The 15,348-nt window shown below is 65.5% G+C and carries 18 protein-coding genes; 9 read left to right on the top strand and 9 right to left on the bottom strand.

What is annotated here, in order from left to right; all coding sequences use genetic code 11:
- The first annotated feature begins 107 nt into the window (after positions 1-107).
- The 3 genes from CVN68_RS03835 (at position 108) to CVN68_RS03825 (ending at position 1,565) form a co-directional block, all read left to right on the top strand.
- Positions 108-386 carry an acylphosphatase gene (locus tag CVN68_RS03835; RefSeq protein ID WP_100281026.1) on the top strand — a complete coding sequence of 93 codons (279 nt, stop codon included), beginning with the start codon at positions 108-110 and terminating at the stop codon, positions 384-386.
- A gap of 107 nt (positions 387-493) precedes the next feature.
- Positions 494-886: a DoxX family protein gene (locus tag CVN68_RS03830; RefSeq protein ID WP_100281025.1), complete on the top strand. Its 393-nt coding sequence runs from the start codon at positions 494-496 to the stop codon at positions 884-886.
- Between the two features lie 106 nt (positions 887-992).
- On the top strand, positions 993-1,565 hold the full coding sequence (locus CVN68_RS03825; protein WP_100281024.1) for a Uma2 family endonuclease: 573 nt from the start codon (positions 993-995) through the stop codon (positions 1,563-1,565).
- 64 nt (positions 1,566-1,629) lie between these two features.
- Here the strand turns inward: CVN68_RS03825 and CVN68_RS03820 are convergent, their stop codons facing one another.
- Positions 1,630-2,088 (bottom strand): GNAT family N-acetyltransferase, encoded by a 459-nt coding sequence (locus CVN68_RS03820; RefSeq protein WP_100281023.1) that lies wholly within the window; start codon positions 2,086-2,088, stop codon positions 1,630-1,632.
- Positions 2,089-2,093: 5 nt separating this feature from the next.
- Positions 2,094-3,773, bottom strand: a complete 1,680-nt coding sequence (ettA, locus tag CVN68_RS03815; RefSeq protein WP_100284192.1) for an energy-dependent translational throttle protein EttA — start codon at positions 3,771-3,773, stop codon at positions 2,094-2,096.
- Positions 3,774-3,918: 145 nt separating this feature from the next.
- Here ettA and CVN68_RS03810 point away from each other — a divergent pair, with 145 nt between their 5' ends.
- From CVN68_RS03810 to CVN68_RS24410, 6 genes are all read left to right on the top strand, one after another.
- Complete coding sequence (locus CVN68_RS03810) at positions 3,919-5,292, top strand: M28 family peptidase (RefSeq protein ID WP_100281022.1); 1,374 nt, start codon at positions 3,919-3,921, stop codon at positions 5,290-5,292.
- Between the two features lie 169 nt (positions 5,293-5,461).
- On the top strand, positions 5,462-5,695 hold the full coding sequence (locus CVN68_RS03805; RefSeq protein ID WP_100281021.1) for a hypothetical protein: 234 nt from the start codon (positions 5,462-5,464) through the stop codon (positions 5,693-5,695).
- A gap of 127 nt (positions 5,696-5,822) precedes the next feature.
- Positions 5,823-7,148 (top strand): dicarboxylate/amino acid:cation symporter, encoded by a 1,326-nt coding sequence (locus CVN68_RS03800; RefSeq protein ID WP_100281020.1) that lies wholly within the window; start codon positions 5,823-5,825, stop codon positions 7,146-7,148.
- 49 nt (positions 7,149-7,197) lie between these two features.
- Entirely contained in the window at positions 7,198-7,332 is a 135-nt protein-coding gene (locus CVN68_RS24420) for a leucine zipper domain-containing protein (RefSeq protein WP_407695531.1), read from the top strand.
- 208 nt (positions 7,333-7,540) lie between these two features.
- On the top strand, positions 7,541-7,681 hold the full coding sequence (locus tag CVN68_RS24415; RefSeq protein WP_407695530.1) for a hypothetical protein: 141 nt from the start codon (positions 7,541-7,543) through the stop codon (positions 7,679-7,681).
- The gene (locus tag CVN68_RS24410; protein WP_407695529.1) at positions 7,681-7,989 is read left to right on the top strand and encodes an integrase core domain-containing protein; all 309 of its coding nucleotides are present in this window, start codon (positions 7,681-7,683) and stop codon (positions 7,987-7,989) included. The genes CVN68_RS24415 and CVN68_RS24410 overlap by 1 nt, the downstream gene beginning before the upstream one ends.
- A gap of 66 nt (positions 7,990-8,055) precedes the next feature.
- Here the strand turns inward: CVN68_RS24410 and CVN68_RS03790 are convergent, their stop codons facing one another.
- From CVN68_RS03790 to CVN68_RS23025, 7 genes are read right to left on the bottom strand one after another with little or no spacing between them, the layout of a single operon-like run.
- Positions 8,056-9,231: an ABC transporter permease gene (locus CVN68_RS03790; protein ID WP_158298728.1), complete on the bottom strand. Its 1,176-nt coding sequence runs from the start codon at positions 9,229-9,231 to the stop codon at positions 8,056-8,058.
- Positions 9,231-10,391 carry an ABC transporter permease gene (locus tag CVN68_RS03785; RefSeq protein ID WP_158298727.1) on the bottom strand — a complete coding sequence of 387 codons (1,161 nt, stop codon included), beginning with the start codon at positions 10,389-10,391 and terminating at the stop codon, positions 9,231-9,233. The genes CVN68_RS03790 and CVN68_RS03785 overlap by 1 nt, the downstream gene beginning before the upstream one ends.
- The gene (locus CVN68_RS03780) at positions 10,388-11,095 is read right to left on the bottom strand and encodes an ABC transporter ATP-binding protein (protein WP_100284191.1); all 708 of its coding nucleotides are present in this window, start codon (positions 11,093-11,095) and stop codon (positions 10,388-10,390) included. Before CVN68_RS03780 ends, CVN68_RS03785 begins: the two co-directional genes overlap by 4 nt.
- A gap of 5 nt (positions 11,096-11,100) precedes the next feature.
- Positions 11,101-12,147, bottom strand: coding sequence for an efflux RND transporter periplasmic adaptor subunit (locus tag CVN68_RS03775; RefSeq protein ID WP_158298726.1), 1,047 nt, complete (start codon positions 12,145-12,147; stop codon positions 11,101-11,103).
- Positions 12,144-12,635 (bottom strand): hypothetical protein, encoded by a 492-nt coding sequence (locus CVN68_RS23030; RefSeq protein WP_158298725.1) that lies wholly within the window; start codon positions 12,633-12,635, stop codon positions 12,144-12,146. The genes CVN68_RS03775 and CVN68_RS23030 overlap by 4 nt, the downstream gene beginning before the upstream one ends.
- Positions 12,632-14,419 carry an ABC transporter ATP-binding protein gene (locus tag CVN68_RS03770; protein WP_233503571.1) on the bottom strand — a complete coding sequence of 596 codons (1,788 nt, stop codon included), beginning with the start codon at positions 14,417-14,419 and terminating at the stop codon, positions 12,632-12,634. The genes CVN68_RS23030 and CVN68_RS03770 overlap by 4 nt, the downstream gene beginning before the upstream one ends.
- A gap of 5 nt (positions 14,420-14,424) precedes the next feature.
- Positions 14,425-15,342, bottom strand: coding sequence for a transposase (locus tag CVN68_RS23025; RefSeq protein ID WP_158298723.1), 918 nt, complete (start codon positions 15,340-15,342; stop codon positions 14,425-14,427).
- Positions 15,343-15,348: the final 6 nt, after the last annotated feature.

Genomic DNA, 15,348 nt, shown 5'->3' with positions numbered 1-15,348 from the left:
CGTGCCCCGGATACGATGGATCGAAATCCGCGCAGTGCTTCGCGTTCGACTCATCGTGCTAGACTGGCGGCGGAGCCCGCGTTCGGGTTCGGGTTGAGTTTGGGTCTATGGTAACACAGCGCATTCTGGTTTCCGGCCGCGTCCAAGGCGTTGGCTATCGCGATTGGGTAGTGCGCACCGCGCAGCGTACCGGCCTGACCGGCTGGGTACGCAATGTCCGCGACGGCCGCGTCGAGATCTTCGTTTCGGGCGACGACGAAACGGTGGCCAAACTGGTGGAGGGCTGCCACGAGGGCTCGCCGCTCGCCCGTGTCGAGCATGTCGAAGCCTATTCCGCCGAAGGCGAGAAGCAGACCAAGGGCTTCACCAAACGCTTCACCGCCTGAGGCGGAAACGCAGGGTTTCATTGTAGCCGGTTGATTCCCCGGCCGCGGCATGAAAGGTTCCACCTTCGAAACGGCGTGATCACGCGCGCCGTCAACAGGAGGAACGCATGCCCATTCCTGCGAGCTGGTCCGGCCCTCTGCTGAGTGTGTTGCGCATCGTCGCGGCGCTCGCCTTCATGCACCACGGCACTTCGAAATTCTTCGGGCTACCGCCCTTCCCGATGCCCGCTCCCCTTCCGCCACTGCTGCTCGCCGCTGGCGCCATCGAGCTGGTCGGCGGCGCGCTGCTGCTGATCGGGCTGTTCACACGTCCGGTGGCGTTCATCGCCTCGGGCATGGCCGCCGTGGGCTATTTCATGGCGCATGCCTCCAAAAGTTTCTTCCCCTCGGTCAATGGCGGCGAGGCGATCTTGCTATATGCCTTCATCTTTCTGTACCTCGCCGCAGCGGGTGCGGGGCCGTGGAGCGTCGATGCGGCGCGCAACCGTTCACGCGTGTAAATGCCGGGGACCGCGCCCAGCGGAGGTCGGCGCGGTCCGCCTTGCGAGCGCGGGTATGCTATCGGGTGTCTAGGACGATGCTCCCTCCCATGGTAGGCTGCCGCGCATGACCGAGGTGCTGCCTCTTAACAACAGCCATTTACCCCTAAAGCTGCGGCTGGAGGACTATCTGCGGCTCGATGAAGCGGGCGCGTTCGAGGAGTATCGGAAAACCGAGCTGATCGAAGGAGAGATCTTCTTCATGAATGCACAGCATCGGCCGCATGCGGTAATCAAGTCACGGCTGCATGTGCGCATCGCAGCGGCGCTCGCCGCATTGGGCCATGGATGGGAAGCGGTCGTCGAAGGCTCGATCGCCATTCCGCCGCACAACTCGCCCGAGCCCGATATTGTGGTGACCAGCGAGCCGGACGGCAAAGGCCTGATCCCACTCGACAGCGTGAAGCTGATCATTGAAGTTTCCGACGCGACGCTGACGTTCGACACCAAGCGCAAGCTGGCAATGTACGCTCGAAACGGCGTCCCGGAATATTGGGTCGTCGACGTGAATGCACGGGTGATTCACCAGATGTGGGCGCCCGTAGACGACGCCTATGCCGAGTCACGGGACATTGCGTTCGGCGAGCGGCTCACCGCCGCGACGATCCCGACGCTGAGCGTAGACACCAGCGCGCTCTGACCGCGGAGTCAGCGACGATGCGGCCGTCCCGCGATGGCAACCCGGCAAGCGCGCCTGACGCCGATCAGGCCTGCGTCGGCGCGAGCGCCTTGCGCTGAATCACCACGCCGATTCCCTGCGCGTCGGTTTCGAAACCGGCGACGTGGAAGCCGTGCCGCAAGTTTAGCAAGATCATCGGGTTGTTCGCCGCGCGCGTGCGCGTCTCGACAAAGCGGTAGCCGTTGGCCGCCGCCTCAGCGTGCTGACGGCACATCAATTCAGCCGCGACACCCTGCCCGCGCAGCTCGGGCGAGATACCACCGAGCCAGCTGTAGAGAAGATCGTCGCCCCGGCGGTACCCGAGCTTGAAGCCCCGCCACTCGCCGCCTTCCGCCACGAGCCAGAGCATGGGATCGGTTAACCGGGTCAGCCGATCGAGCAGATAGGCGTCGGTAAAATCGGGGAAGATCGACCGGCAGAGCGCCAGCAGCGGTGTGGCGGCATCCGCCACCTCGCCCTGCCAGCGCTCATATCCGATCGCCACGCCGATCAGCGCGTCAATTTCTTGTACGACAGCGCCGTCGGGCGGTCGGCGGCGTCGCCGAGGCGACGGCGCTTGTCTTCCTCATAGGATTCGAAATTGCCTTCGAACCATTCGACATGGCTGTTGCCCTCGAAGGCGAGGATGTGGGTGGCGAGGCGATCGAGGAAGAAGCGATCGTGGCTGATCACCACCGCGCAGCCCGCGAAATTCTCGATGGCCTCTTCCAGCGCGCCCAGCGTCTCGACGTCGAGATCGTTGGTCGGCTCGTCGAGCAACAGGACGTTGCCGCCGCGCTTGAGCATCTTGGCGATGTTGACGCGATTGCGCTCGCCGCCCGAGAGCTTGCCGACATTCTTCTGCTGGTCCGCGCCCTTGAAGTTGAACGCACCGACATAGGCGCGGGTCGAGGCGTCGTGGCCGTTGACCTTCATGTAATCGAGCCCGTCGGAGATTTCCTCCCAGACGTTCTTCTTCGGATCTAGGTGATCGCGGCTCTGGTCGACATAGCCCAGGCGGACGGTCGAGCCCATCTCGATCGTCCCGCTGTCCGGGGTTTCCTGGCCGGTGATCATCTTGAACAGAGTCGATTTGCCGGCGCCGTTGGGGCCGATCACGCCGACGATGCCGCCCGCGGGCAGCGTGAACGACAGATTCTCGAAGAGGAGCTTGTCGCCATAGGCCTTGGAGATGTTCTCGACTTCGATGACCTTGCCGCCGAGGCGCTCGGGCACCTGGATGACGATCTGGGCGCCGCTCGGCTTGCGATTTTTCTGCGTTTCAACCAGCTGCTCGAACTTGGCGATACGCGCCTTGGACTTGGTCTGGCGCGCCTTCGCGCCCTGCCGGATCCATTCGAGCTCGTTCTTGATCGCGGTCTGGCGGCTCGATTCCTCGCGTTCCTCCTGTTCGAGGCGCTTGGATTTCTTCTCAAGATAGGTCGAGTAATTGCCCTCGTACGGGAAATACTTGCCGCGATCGATTTCGAGGATCCAGCCGACGACATTATCGAGGAAATAGCGATCATGGGTGATCATCAGCACCGCGCCAGCATATTCCTTGAGGTGATTTTCGAGCCACTGGACGCTCTCGGCGTCGAGATGGTTGGTCGGTTCGTCGAGCAGCAGGATCGAAGGCTTTTGGATCAGCAGTCGGGTGAGCGCGATGCGACGCTTTTCACCGCCTGAGAGGTTCTCGACGCTCCAGTCGCCCGGCGGGCAGCGTAGGGCCTCCATCGCGACTTCGAGCTGGTTGTCGAGCGTCCAGCCGTCGACCGCGTCGATCTTGGCCTGGAGATCGCCCATCTCCTCCATCAGCGCGTCGAAATCGGTATCGTCCTTGGGGTCGCCCATCTCGGCCGAGATCGCGTTGAAGCGATCGACCAGATCGGCAGTCCCGCGCGCGCCTTCCTTGACATTGTCGAGCACGTTCTTGGTCGGATCAAGCTGGGGCTCCTGCTCGAGATAGCCGACGGTGATATACTCGCCAGGCCACGCCTCGCCGGTGAAATCCTTGTCGACGCCCGCCATGATCTTCATCAGCGTCGACTTGCCGGCGCCGTTGGGGCCGACGATGCCGATCTTGGCGCCTTGATAGAATTGCAGGTTGATGTTTGACAGCACCGGCTTTGGGGCGCCGGGGAAGGTCTTGGTCATGTCCTTCATGACGAAGGCGTATTGGGCGGCCACGATAGGGTCTCCGATGGAAGTCTGGGATGCGGGAAGTTTGGCGGCGATGTAGCGATCGGAGCGGCAAATGGCAACGCGGCCGATATTCGAACAAACCAGAAACGCGCCCTTGGCAAACGTTACGGGCGTGGCTAGCAACACCGCCATGACCAAGCGCATCCTGCTCGCGGCCGCCGCCGTGCTCGCCCTCCCCCTCCCCGCCTTCGCGCAGACGCACGACGTGGCTGCGTTGCGCGACGCAGCTCTCAAGGACGATCTCGCTTGGGAGATCACCGAAGGGCTGACCACCGAAGTCGGCCAGCGACTCGCGGCGACCGAGGCGGAAGCACGGGCACGCAACTGGGCGATGAAGAAGCTGACCGCGCTCGGTTTCCGGAACGTGCGGAGCGAGCCCTTCAAGATGCCCGTCTGGGTCCGCGGCGAGGAAACCGCCGAAGTCGTCGGGCCGATGGCGCAGAAGCTCACCCTCGCGGCGCTCGGCAATTCGGGCTCGACCGGCGCCGCGGGCCTCGAAGCGGAAGTCGCCTACTTCGCCAGCTTCGCCGATCTCCAGGCGGCACCGGCGGGCAGCCTGAAGGGCAAGATCGCCTTCATCGACCATCGCATGGCGCCGACGCAGGACGGATCGAGCTACGGTGTGTTCGGCGTCGCGCGGCGCGCGGGGCCGAGCGTGGCGGCAAGCAAGGGTGCGGTCGCGACGCTGATCCGCTCGATCGGCACCGACTATCACCGCAATCCGCACACCGGCGGCACCAACTGGACCGTGGGCGTCAAGCCGATCCCGGCCGCCGCGCTCGCACTTCCCGACGCCGAGCAACTTCAGCGGCTGCTCAAGCGCGGGCCGGTGCGGCTGAAGCTCGTCGTGACCCCGCAGTTCAAGGGGGAAGGCGAGTCGGGCAACGTCATCGCCGAGGTCCCGGGAAGCGATCCCGCCGCCGGCATCGTGTTGATCGCCTGCCATCTCGACAGCTGGGACCTCGCTACCGGCGCGATCGACGACGCTTCGGGCTGCGGCATCGTCACTGCCGCGGCGAAGCGGATCATGGACGCGGGCCAGCCGCGCCGGACGATCCGCGTACTCTGGGCCGGTGCCGAAGAGCCCGGCGTGTTCGGCGGACGCGCTTATTTCGAGGCGCACAAGGGCGACCGGCATGTGCTGGCGTCCGAATCTGACTTCGGCGCCGACCGCGTGTGGAAGTTCGACGCGACGCTGCCCGAGGGCGCGAAGCCGGTCGCGGATCGGCTCGCTGCGGCACTCGCACCCCTCGGTGTCGGGCGTGGGGGCGATCCGGCCAATGGCGGCGCGGACGTCGGCGCAGTGATCCAGTCGGGTGTCGCCGCAATCGATCTGGCGCAATCCGGCCTGCGCTATTTCGACTATCACCACACCCCGGACGATACGCTCGACAAGGTCGATCCCGCGCAGTTGCGCCAGAATGTGGCCGCATGGACCACAATGCTGGCCGTCACTGCCAATGCGCCGGAAGATATCGGGCCGACCGCACCCGTCGCGCGGTGAGCTGCGCCGAAAAGGCGGCGGGATGTCCTAATTCGGGCAAAAAAGTGGCAGAAATTTTGCGGCGCGGCACATTTGCGATTGACGCAAGCGCAACGACCGCTATTCCAGCGGTTCGCGTCGGGCATTGGGCCGGGTGCGAAACGTTTAATGTTCCACAGGAGCAACCCACATGAAGAAAATCCTCATTCTTGCTGCGACCGCCGGCCTGATGTCGCTCGCGGCTTGCAACGGCGGCACCACCAACACCACTGCCGAGAACGTCGCCGACAGCCACGAGGCGAATGCTGCGATCTACGAAGAAGCAGCTGACAACACCTCGAACGCCGTTGCCGAGAACGTGCTCGAGAACGCAGCCGACGTCGAAGAGAACAAGGCAGACGCCGCCGAGGCGAACGCGCATTGATCTCTTTTCCGGTCCGCTTGGGCCGGAGCTGAATTTCAGAAAGGGCGCTCCCCCCGGGGGCGCCCTTTTTTGTTTGTAGCGCGTTGATTGCCGCGGCATCGAACCGCGGGACTGCGAAAGGACGAGGATGGGGCCTGGTGTGACCACAGGCGGGCAGAAGCGGCCATTCTGGCAGCTGCTCTATTTCTGGGTGCTCGTCGGCATCATCGCCGGCGTGGCAGTGGGCTATTTCTCCCCGGCTTTCGGTGCGGGCCTGCAGCCGCTCGGCGACGGCTTCATCAACCTCGTCAAGATGATCATCCCGCCGGTGATCTTCCTGACTGTCGTGACCGGAATCGCCGGCTCACGCCAGCTGGCCGCACTTGGTCGGGTGGTAGTCAAGGCGTTCGTCTATTTCCTGTTTTTCTCGACGCTGGCGCTGATCGTCGGCCTCGTGGTGGCCAATATCGTCCAGCCCGGCGCGGGGATGAACGTCGATCCAACCACCCTCAACGCGGCGTCGATCCATGGTTTCGAGGAAAAGGCGCACGAGACCACTGTCACCGGCTTCCTTCTCTCGGTGATCCCGACGACCCTGGTGTCGGCTTTCACCAGCGGGTCGATCCTCCAGATCCTGTTCGTCGCCGTGCTGTTCGGCGTGTCGCTGACCTTGGTCGGCGAAGCGGCGCGCCCGGTGACCGAAATGCTCGAGCGAGTCGCATTGGTGATCTTTCGGCTGGTGACGATCGTGATGTGGGCGGCGCCGGTCGGCGCATTCGGCGCAATGGCCTTCACCATCGGCAAATACGGCCTCGGCAGCCTGCTGAGCCTCGGCGCGCTGGTGGGGACCTTCTATCTGACCGCCTTGATCTTCGTGCTCGGCATTCTCGGCGCGGTGGCCGCGCTCAACGGCTTCTCGATCCTCAAGCTGATCCGCTATCTCAAGGCCGAATTGCTGCTCGTGCTCGGCACCTCATCGTCCGAGGCCGCCCTGCCCGCACTTATCCAGAAGATGCAACGCGCGGGGTGCGACAAGGAAGTGGTCGGGGTGGTCGTGCCCACCGGCTATTCGTTCAACCTCGACGGCACCAACATCTACATGACACTCGCGGCCCTGTTCATCGCACAAGCGACCGGGGTCGAGTTGACGCTCGGCGAGCAGATCGCCTTGCTCGGGGTGGCGATGCTGAGTTCGAAGGGCGCGGCGGGCGTGACCGGATCGGGCTTCATCACTCTCGCGGCGACGCTCGCGATCGTCCCCAAGGTGCCGATCGCAGGGATGGCGCTGATCCTCGGGGTCGACCGCTTCATGAGCGAATGCCGCAGCCTCACCAACTTCATAGGCAATGCCGTGGCGACGATCGTGGTGGCGCGCTGGGAAGGCGCGCTCGACCGCGACCAGCTGGCGCGGGCGTTGAACGGGACGCCCGACGACCTGCCGGCGGCGGCACCGATAGAGAGCGATCCGGATTGAATGGTCGGGGAGACGAGGTTGCGACACTTCAGAGCCTCGGGAGAACCGGATGAACATTCACAAGAATGCCCGTTTGACACCGCGCAGTCGAGCTTTGCTGGTGCGGCGCGTGCTGATCGAGCGCCAGTCGCCCATGTCCGTCGCGACGAACATGGGCGTTTCGCTGCACACGGTGGCCAAGTGATTCAGACGATTCGACCTGGAAGGGGAGCCCGCCTTGCCGATCGCTCGTCCCGCCCGCACCGGTTGCGCGCGGCCGCCTTGGAAGAGTCGTCGAGCAGGTTGTAGCACTGCGGCGCGAGCGCTGGACCGGCAGGCAGATCGGGAAGGCATGCAGCATCTCGGGCGCTACCGTCAGCCGTATCAAACGTCTCAAGGTCGGCTGGGAGTATGTGCATGTCGCGATCGACGATGCCTCACGCATCGCCTGCGCCAACATCCTGCCGGATGAGAAAGCAAGCAGCGCCGCCTCGGCGCTCCGCCACGCAGTGGCCTATTATCACAAAGCCTCGGCATCACCGTTGCGCGTGTGATGACCGACAACGGCGGCTGCTACCGCTCGGAGGCCTTTCGCCTCGCCTGTCGCGATCTCGCCCTCAAGCACATCCGCACCAAACCCTGCACGCCTCGCACCAATGGCAAGGCAGAGCGCTTCATCCAGACCGCGCTGCGAGTGGGCCTACGCAAAGGCCTGGCCCAACTCAGATGCTCGCGGCGCGCCGAACTCCAGCTTTGGCTCCATCGCGACAACTGGCACCGACCGCATGGCGGCATTAAACACCTCACCCCAATCACCAGATTCGGTCTCGCCGAGAACAACCTGTTGAGGGTCCCCACCTAGCGGACCGGCTGCTTTCAGGCCCTTACCGCCACTCCGATCGCTTGGAACTCCGCAGCTTGGGCTCAGTTACGCGGCGCTGCCCAGCGGTCGTCGGGCGGCGCGCCATGCCGGCACAGCGCCTCCCAGCACACCGACGATGAGCGCGAGGGTAACTGCCTGGGTGATGTCGTTCGCGGTGAGATCGAACTTGAACATCACCTGGGTGAGATTACCGCCGATCGTGCTCGCGCTGCGACCCTGCAGGAACAAGCCGGCCAGCGCTACGCCGAGTCCCGAGCCGAGCAGCACCAACAGCACCGCCTCCGCCATCGTGCTCACGAAGATCGACGGACCGCGAAAGCCGAGGATTCGCAAAGTCGCGATCTCGGTCGAGCGCGTCGAAACCGAAGTAAACATCGTGTTCAACGCACCGGCGAGCGCGCCGACCGCCATCGCGATGCCCAGCGGCCAGCCGACGAACAGGATGAGCTTGCCCATGTTCCTTGCCTGCGCGGCGAAATAGTCGCGTTCGGAACGGGCGACCAGCTTGAGGCTGGTGTCCGCGGCCAGATACTGCTTGAGGGCGGCGAGCGCAGAAGGATCGCTCAGTCGTGCGCGTACCGATTGCACCGCCGCACTCGACCCGAAGAACTGGCTGACCAGCTTCCGGTCGGCCCAGACCTCCGATTCCATCGCCGATCCGCCGGCTTCGAACACGCCGACAACGCGCCACGCCATGCCCGCGAGGCGGACGCTGCCGCCGGGCTTGAGGTCGCGGTAGCGCCCGGCAAGCGCACTGCCGACGACGAGTTCGTTGCGACCGGGGGTGAACATGCGGCCGCCGGCGAGGTGTGCCAGCGGGCGGACCGCCAGTCCCTGCGGTCCCATACCGCGCAAGGTCACGCTCGACTCGCCGCCGCCGTCCTCGACTGCGCTGATCGTCGCGAAGCTCTCGGCCGAGAGCAGCGGTCCGTTCTTGCCGGCGGCGATCCCCGGCGCATTGTCGAGCCGGGCGAGCCGCGCCGTATCTATCGCGCTGTTGAATTCGGACGCCGATCCGTCGGCGAGAATGATCGCGCTCTGGTCCGATCCCGTGCCGGCGATGGTCGCGCGAAAGCCGGATGCCATCGCCAGGAAGCCGAGCAGCACCAGCGTGGCGAGCGCGATGCTCAGCACCGTGGCGGACGACATGCGCGCACGCGACGGCAGCCCGAGCAAGGCGATGCGCGCCACTGCGGCGATCTGTTTGACGCTGCCGGTCATCATTTCCTCCCCAATGCTTCGACGATGTTGACGCGGCTGGCCTGTAGCACCGGCAGGATGCCGGTCAGCAGGATCAGCAGCGCTACGAGCCCGGCCGCGGTGGCGAAGGTGGACGCACCCATCGCCATGCCGGGCAGCACGTCCTTCAGCGCGGTGGCCAGCGCGGAGACGATCAGCGCCGCGACGCTCATGCCCGCGACAGCGCCGGCGACCGCAATCAGTGCGACTTCGCCCGCGAAGATCCGCGCGACACGCAGTCGCGAGAAGCCGAGCGTCTTGAGCACCCCGATTTCCCCGGTGCGCTCGCCGACCATGAAGATCAGCGTGTTGCCGACGACGCAGAGGATGACGACGAACGCCGCCCCGACGATCAGCCGGACGATCAGCATCAGATCGCCGATCTGCGACAGGAAGGCGCGACCGAGCGCAGCCTCGCTCTGCGTGCGCGTCGCCGCTGCCGAATTGGCGTATCCGGTGTCGATCGTGCGCGCCATCGCATCGTTGGCGGCGAGGTCGCGGCCCTGGATGAGGACCCAGTTGATGCGGTCGCGCCCGGTGAGCAGCGCTTCGTTGTAATAAGCGAAGTGCCCGGCCATGGCGAGTTCGCTGCCGCCGGGCTGGGCGGCGGTGTAGATCCCGGCCACGGTGAAGCGCCAGGCGCGCGTACCGTCGTCGCGCAAATCGGTGAAGCTCTGCAGCGTGACTTGATCGCCACGCTTCCAGCCATAGCGTTCGGCCAATGCGCGGCCGACCAGCAGGCCGTCACGCGTGGCAACGAAGCGCGCGCGGTCCTCGTCAGCGACCTTCACGACGTCCTTGGACAGGCCGAGATAGGTTTCGGGCTCGACCATCACTGCGGAGACGATGTCCTTGGGCTGGCGCCAATAGACCAAGGCCATGCGCACCGGGCTCGAAACCGCGACATTGGCCTGGCGGGCGACGTCGCGGGCGTAGGCGATGGGCAGCGTCTGCTGGAAGCCGTTGCGGTTTACCACCATCATCCGCTCGTGCGCGCCGGGCTGATCCTCGAGCCGGAACGCAGTGGCGACGGCGCTCAGCACGCCGAAGATCAGGAAGGCGACGGCAATGCATCCCACCATTAGCAGCATGCGGACCGGATTGCGCAGCGCATTGCGCCGGACGAGCGTGGTCTCCCTCATGCCGCGATCGCTTCGTTGACGAAGCATCCCTTTTCGAGGTGGAGCGTGACGTCGGCCGCGCGCGCGGCGACGGGATCATGGGTGACCATCACGACGGTCTTGCCGAGTTCGTCGGTGAGCAGCCGCAGGATTTCGAGCACCGAATTGGCGCTAGGCCGGTCGAGATCGCCGGTAGGCTCGTCGGCGAGGATCAGCTTGGGATCGGCGACTAGTGCGCGGGCGATCGCGACGCGCTGCTGCTGTCCGCCCGAAAGCTCGCGCGGCCGATGCCGGGCGCGGTCAGCCAGCCCGACCACGTCGAGCGCAGTATCGACGCGGCGGCGGCGCTCCTTCGCGCTCATCCGGTGGAGCAGCAGCGGCAACTCGACATTCTGCGCCGCGGTGAGCATCGGCATCAGATTGTAGAATTGGAAGATGAAGCCGAGCGTCTGCGCGCGCCATCGGGTAAGGCCCGACTCGCTATAGCTATCGATGCGTTCGCCATCGACGGCGAGCATGCCGCTATTGGGGCGATCTATGCCGGCCAGCATGTTGAGCAGAGTGGTTTTGCCCGATCCGGACGGCCCCATCAGTGCGACGAACCGTCCGCGCTCGATCGAGAGCGACAATTTGTCGAAGATCGGCACTTCGGTGCTGCCGCGGCGATAGCTCTTGGACAGATCGACGATGTCGATGAGATTGTCGGTGGTGGGAATGCGCTGCATGATGTTCACGACCGGTCTCCTGTGGAAAGGAACGCCGCTTTCGCGGCCATTTGCGGAAGAATGCGCGGATCGCGGCGCACGAACGCGATGTTGACGCGCACAGTGGCGCGGTTGCGGTCTGCCGAGGGGACGATCGCGGATACCGCGGCCTCGAACCGCTCGCCGGGAAGTGCATCGAACGTCAGCACCACGCGCTGGCCCGAGCGGATGCCGCTGATATAGGCTTCGTTGACGTCGGCCTCGACCTGCAGGCTGGCCATGTCGACCAGGGTCACCACTCCGGTGCGGGTGAAGCCGCCGCCCGCCGAAATCGGCGAGACGAGTTCGCCGACTTCGGCATTCTTCTCGATCACCACCCCCGCAAAAGGTGCTCGGATCGCGTAGCGATCGAGCATGACATGCGCCGCGCGCACCCCTGCGGTCGCGCCGCTTAGCGCGGCTTCGGCGGCCGCGATGCGCGCGCCCAGCATCCCGCTCTCGGCCTGGCTTTCCTCGAGCGCCGCCTTTGTGGTGAAGCCGCGCTGGCTGAGCGCCTGGCGCCGCGCCAGAGTAGCGACCGCCTGGCGGCGTTGGTACCCGAGCGCGGCCACCGTTTGGCGTGCTTCTGCCTGCGCGGCGATTGCCCGGTCCAGCGCCGCACGCGCGTCCGAATCGTCGACCCGAGCGATGATCTGGCCGGCTTGGACGTGGTCGCCTTCGGCAACGAGCACCTGACGAAGCTGCCCGGTAACCTGCGAGCCGACCGTGCCTCCGCGCTGCGGCACAACGAACCCGGCGGCGACCAGGCTGGTCACGGACGCCCCGGGGGCCGGGGCTGCCGGCAGGACCGGCACCGCGGCGACCGCGGCAGGCTCGCCGTCAGTGCTCCCCATCAGCGCCGCGGTCGTGACGCTGCCGAAGGTCAGGCTTGCGAGCCCGGTGAGAAGCAGCGGCACCAGCGAGCGACGGCCATTGCGTTCGACGCGGACAGCGTGTGCCGCCTTGGGGATCGCGCTGGTGGGCTCCCGATCGAGCCTGAGCTCGCGCAGCCGGTCGGCGACGGTTGCGGTCATTGGTGGTTCTCCGTCTTGCGCTCGCACCGTGCGCGTGCGATCGCCCAGACCAGCCCGGCGCCGAGCCCGAACAGCAAATGCGGCGCCGTCGCAACCAAGCCGGCGCTCGAGAGCGAACTGCCGCCGGTGCCGGAAAAATAGTCGAACGGCACGGCGCAGAGCACCATTGTCGCGGCGATCAGGCCGGCAGCCATCCCGGCCGATGTGCGTCCGCCCGGAAGCGGCAGCCGGGGCAGCAAGTAGAGCAGGAACAGGAACAACGCGCCGAACCCGATCTTGGCATAGGGCGGCACCTTGTCGGCGATCGTGAACACCGCCCGTCCGATCTCGCCGATTTCCGTCTCGGTGCCCACCTGCATCCACCGCACCGCGGCGGAGACATAGGTGAACGACGCCCAGCCGATCATCCATCCGATCAGCGTGCATTTGTGCGCTGCCAGCCCGGTGAGGGCCGCGGCGTGAACCCGCGGTGTTACCGGCGCGATCATGCGGATTTCTCCTGGACGAACTGGCGGTGAACGAGGCGGCGGTAGAAGCCGGAGCCGGACAGCAGGGCCTCGGGCGCGCCGCGTTCCACCATCTCGCCGCCGTCGAGCGCCACGATCTGGTCCATCGACTCCAGCCCCGACATACGGTGGGTGACGAGGATGCAAGTGCGCCCGCGCATCAGCGCTTCGAGCCCCTGCAGGACGAGATGGGCGTTTTCCTCGTCGAGGCTCGACGTGGCTTCGTCGAGGAGCAGAATCTCGGGATCGCGCAGGAACATCCGGGCGATCGCGAGCCGCTGGCGCTCGCCGCCCGACAACCGCGCACCGCGTTCGCCAATCTGGGTGTCCAAGCCCCCGGGGAGTGCCGCCACGAAACCGTCCGACCGGGACAATGCAAGCGCGCTGGCGATCGCTTCTTCGCCGACCGGACGGTCGATTCCGTAGAGGAGATTGTCGCGGACGCTGCCAGAGAGCATCGCCGAGGTCTGCGCGACATAGCCGATCCGTGCGCGCCATTCGCGCAGCGGGATCCCCGTGATGTTCTCGGCGCCATGGCGGATGCTGCCTTGATCGGGCGTGTAGAAGCGCTCGATCAAAGCGAGCAGAGTCGACTTGCCCGAGCCGCTGGGTCCGATGATCGCGGTGCGGCTGCCCGGCGCGAATACAAGGCTGTCGAGCGACAGCGCCAGCCGATCCCCATAGCTGAAGCGGACCTGCTCGAAGGTCAGGGCCTTGGGGGTGCGGCTGGCGGAGCGGGTGGTGGCCGGCGCCGACCATTCGGGGGCGAGGCGCAGCACTTCGGCCAGCCTGGTTGAGGCGCCGCGTGCGACCGAGAGTTGCGAGAAAAAGCTGGTCAGCTGCGCCAGCGGCCCGACGACGGTGAAGATGTACAGCAAGAACGCAGTCAGCGTGCCCGAGGACAACGTTCCAGCCGCAACGCGCATCCCGCCATAAGCGAGGATCGTCACCAGCGAGGTGGTCACCGCCAGCGTCATCACTGGGCTGAGCGCAGCCTCGATCCGCGCGGACCGGCAGCCGAGCGCGAACAGCGCCGAAATCCCGGTATCGGCGCGGCGGCGCTCGCGCTCTTCGGCGCCAAAGGTCTTCACCATCCGCATCTCGGCGAAGACTTGAGTCAGGCGGCCGCTGAGCTTCGCGGTCTCGTCCTGGGTGCGATAGGCCACTGCTGCCATAGTCAACATCACCGGCAGCATGGCGAGGAACGCCGCGCCGATCACTCCGAAGAGGATGCCGGCGAGTGCGGCATCCATCGAGAACAGCACCAGCGCGGCGCCGGTCAGCAGCAGCACAGCGGAAGCCGCGTTGAGGCTCTCGCGCGAGATCAGCTGCGCCACCGCCTTGGTATCGTTGATCACGCGGCTGGTCACTTCGCCGCTGGTGAGCCCATCCAGATAAGTGACCGGTGCCGCCACCAGCCGCTCGATCGCCGCGCTGCGCAGCCCGGCCCCGAGCGAAAGCCCTGCCCGGCTGGTGACGTAGCGCGCGACCGCCGCAGCGACCGCGGCGGCCAGCAATACCAGAACCAGCTGGACGATCACCGGCCGGCCGAACAGCCCGTCGGAGGTCGCCGCCATCGCGCCCGTCCCGTCGACAATCGTGCGGGTGAGCAGCGGAAAGCCGAGCGTGCCGCCCACCTCCACCAAGGTCAGCAGCACCGCGACGGTGAGCGCCGTGCGATCGATGCGGACATGGCCCAATACCGAGAACAGATCGGCATAGGATGCAGGCCCCGTCCTGGGACCTGCGGCGTCGGTGGGCGCCACGCGGCTCACGCCCGCAGGCTCTCGAGGCGGGTAAGTTTGTGCTGGGCCCAGCCCGCGACCAGCGCGCTTTCGCTGCGCGTGCCCTGCTCGAACACTTCCATCGTCCCTTCCAGATCCGGCCTGGTCGCGGCGATTGCCTTGAGGGCCGCGAAGCGCACGCGCTCCGAGAGATGCGATCGTGCCGTCTCGGCCAGATAGTCCTGCGCGTTCTCGCCGCCGACCTGGGCGATCATCGGCATCAGCGAGCACATCGACATGCGGTTGATCATGTTGCCGATGAAGTTGCGCTCGACATCGAAACCATATTGATCGACCACGCTGCCGCGCACCGTCAGCTCCATGATGTTGAGGCTGATCGACATGCTTTCGGGCGGGAGCTGATCGTGGATGTCGTAGCAGGCACGGTAGAGCATCACCTTGCCCTCGCTGAGCGAGCTCTTTTCCACGAACTTGAGATCTACAGGCTCGCCGGGATAGCCGGCGGTGTCCTCATAGTCATAGGTGTAATAGTTACTGCTGTAGCCGGGGCCAAAATGCCCGACGGTCAGGAAGTTGAACGAATGGTCGTGCGGGTGGTGATAGAAAAACTGCTCGGGACCGCTGGCGCGCAAGATGTGATCGTTGTTCGACGGCCAAAAATTGGCACGCAGAAAGAAGGTCTGCTGGCGCTTTGTTGGCGCATATAGCATGATGACCTGCGGGCCGTAATTGTTAGAGCCGTTGCCGATGCCGGTGCGCTTCTTTAGCTCATCGAGCGCCATATCGCCGAGGAAGCTGCGGTTGTTGCTCAGTCGCTTGAGCATCGGCGCTGCCGCAATCATCTGGTCGTGATCAGATGTGTCGATGTTCTCGTCGTGCAGATATTCGATGATTTCGCCGAGCTCGATCGCGTCGGTATGCGGAGAGTCGATGACTAGGGGCATGATGGC

It is taken from the genome of Sphingomonas psychrotolerans (assembly GCF_002796605.1).
Lineage (GTDB): Bacteria > Pseudomonadota > Alphaproteobacteria > Sphingomonadales > Sphingomonadaceae > Sphingomonas > Sphingomonas psychrotolerans.
The sequence above is the reverse complement of the archived record's forward strand: the minus strand, read 5'-3'. Positions and strand labels throughout refer to the sequence as shown.

Coding starts and splice junctions, on each gene's coding strand:
- CVN68_RS03835 (WP_100281026.1), top strand. CDS start 108: ATGGTAACACAGCGCATTCTGGTTTCCGGCCGCGTCCAAGGCGTTGGC.
- CVN68_RS03830 (WP_100281025.1), top strand. CDS start 494: ATGCCCATTCCTGCGAGCTGGTCCGGCCCTCTGCTGAGTGTGTTGCGC.
- CVN68_RS03825 (WP_100281024.1), top strand. CDS start 993: ATGACCGAGGTGCTGCCTCTTAACAACAGCCATTTACCCCTAAAGCTG.
- CVN68_RS03810 (WP_100281022.1), top strand. CDS start 3,919: ATGACCAAGCGCATCCTGCTCGCGGCCGCCGCCGTGCTCGCCCTCCCC.
- CVN68_RS03805 (WP_100281021.1), top strand. CDS start 5,462: ATGAAGAAAATCCTCATTCTTGCTGCGACCGCCGGCCTGATGTCGCTC.
- CVN68_RS03800 (WP_100281020.1), top strand. CDS start 5,823: ATGGGGCCTGGTGTGACCACAGGCGGGCAGAAGCGGCCATTCTGGCAG.
- CVN68_RS24420 (WP_407695531.1), top strand. CDS start 7,198: ATGAACATTCACAAGAATGCCCGTTTGACACCGCGCAGTCGAGCTTTG.
- CVN68_RS24410 (WP_407695529.1), top strand. CDS start 7,681: ATGACCGACAACGGCGGCTGCTACCGCTCGGAGGCCTTTCGCCTCGCC.
- CVN68_RS03790 (WP_158298728.1), bottom strand. CDS start 9,231: ATGACCGGCAGCGTCAAACAGATCGCCGCAGTGGCGCGCATCGCCTTG.
- CVN68_RS03785 (WP_158298727.1), bottom strand. CDS start 10,391: ATGAGGGAGACCACGCTCGTCCGGCGCAATGCGCTGCGCAATCCGGTC.
- CVN68_RS03780 (WP_100284191.1), bottom strand. CDS start 11,095: ATGCAGCGCATTCCCACCACCGACAATCTCATCGACATCGTCGATCTG.
- CVN68_RS03775 (WP_158298726.1), bottom strand. CDS start 12,147: ATGACCGCAACCGTCGCCGACCGGCTGCGCGAGCTCAGGCTCGATCGG.
- CVN68_RS23030 (WP_158298725.1), bottom strand. CDS start 12,635: ATGATCGCGCCGGTAACACCGCGGGTTCACGCCGCGGCCCTCACCGGG.
- CVN68_RS23025 (WP_158298723.1), bottom strand. CDS start 15,342: ATGCCCCTAGTCATCGACTCTCCGCATACCGACGCGATCGAGCTCGGC.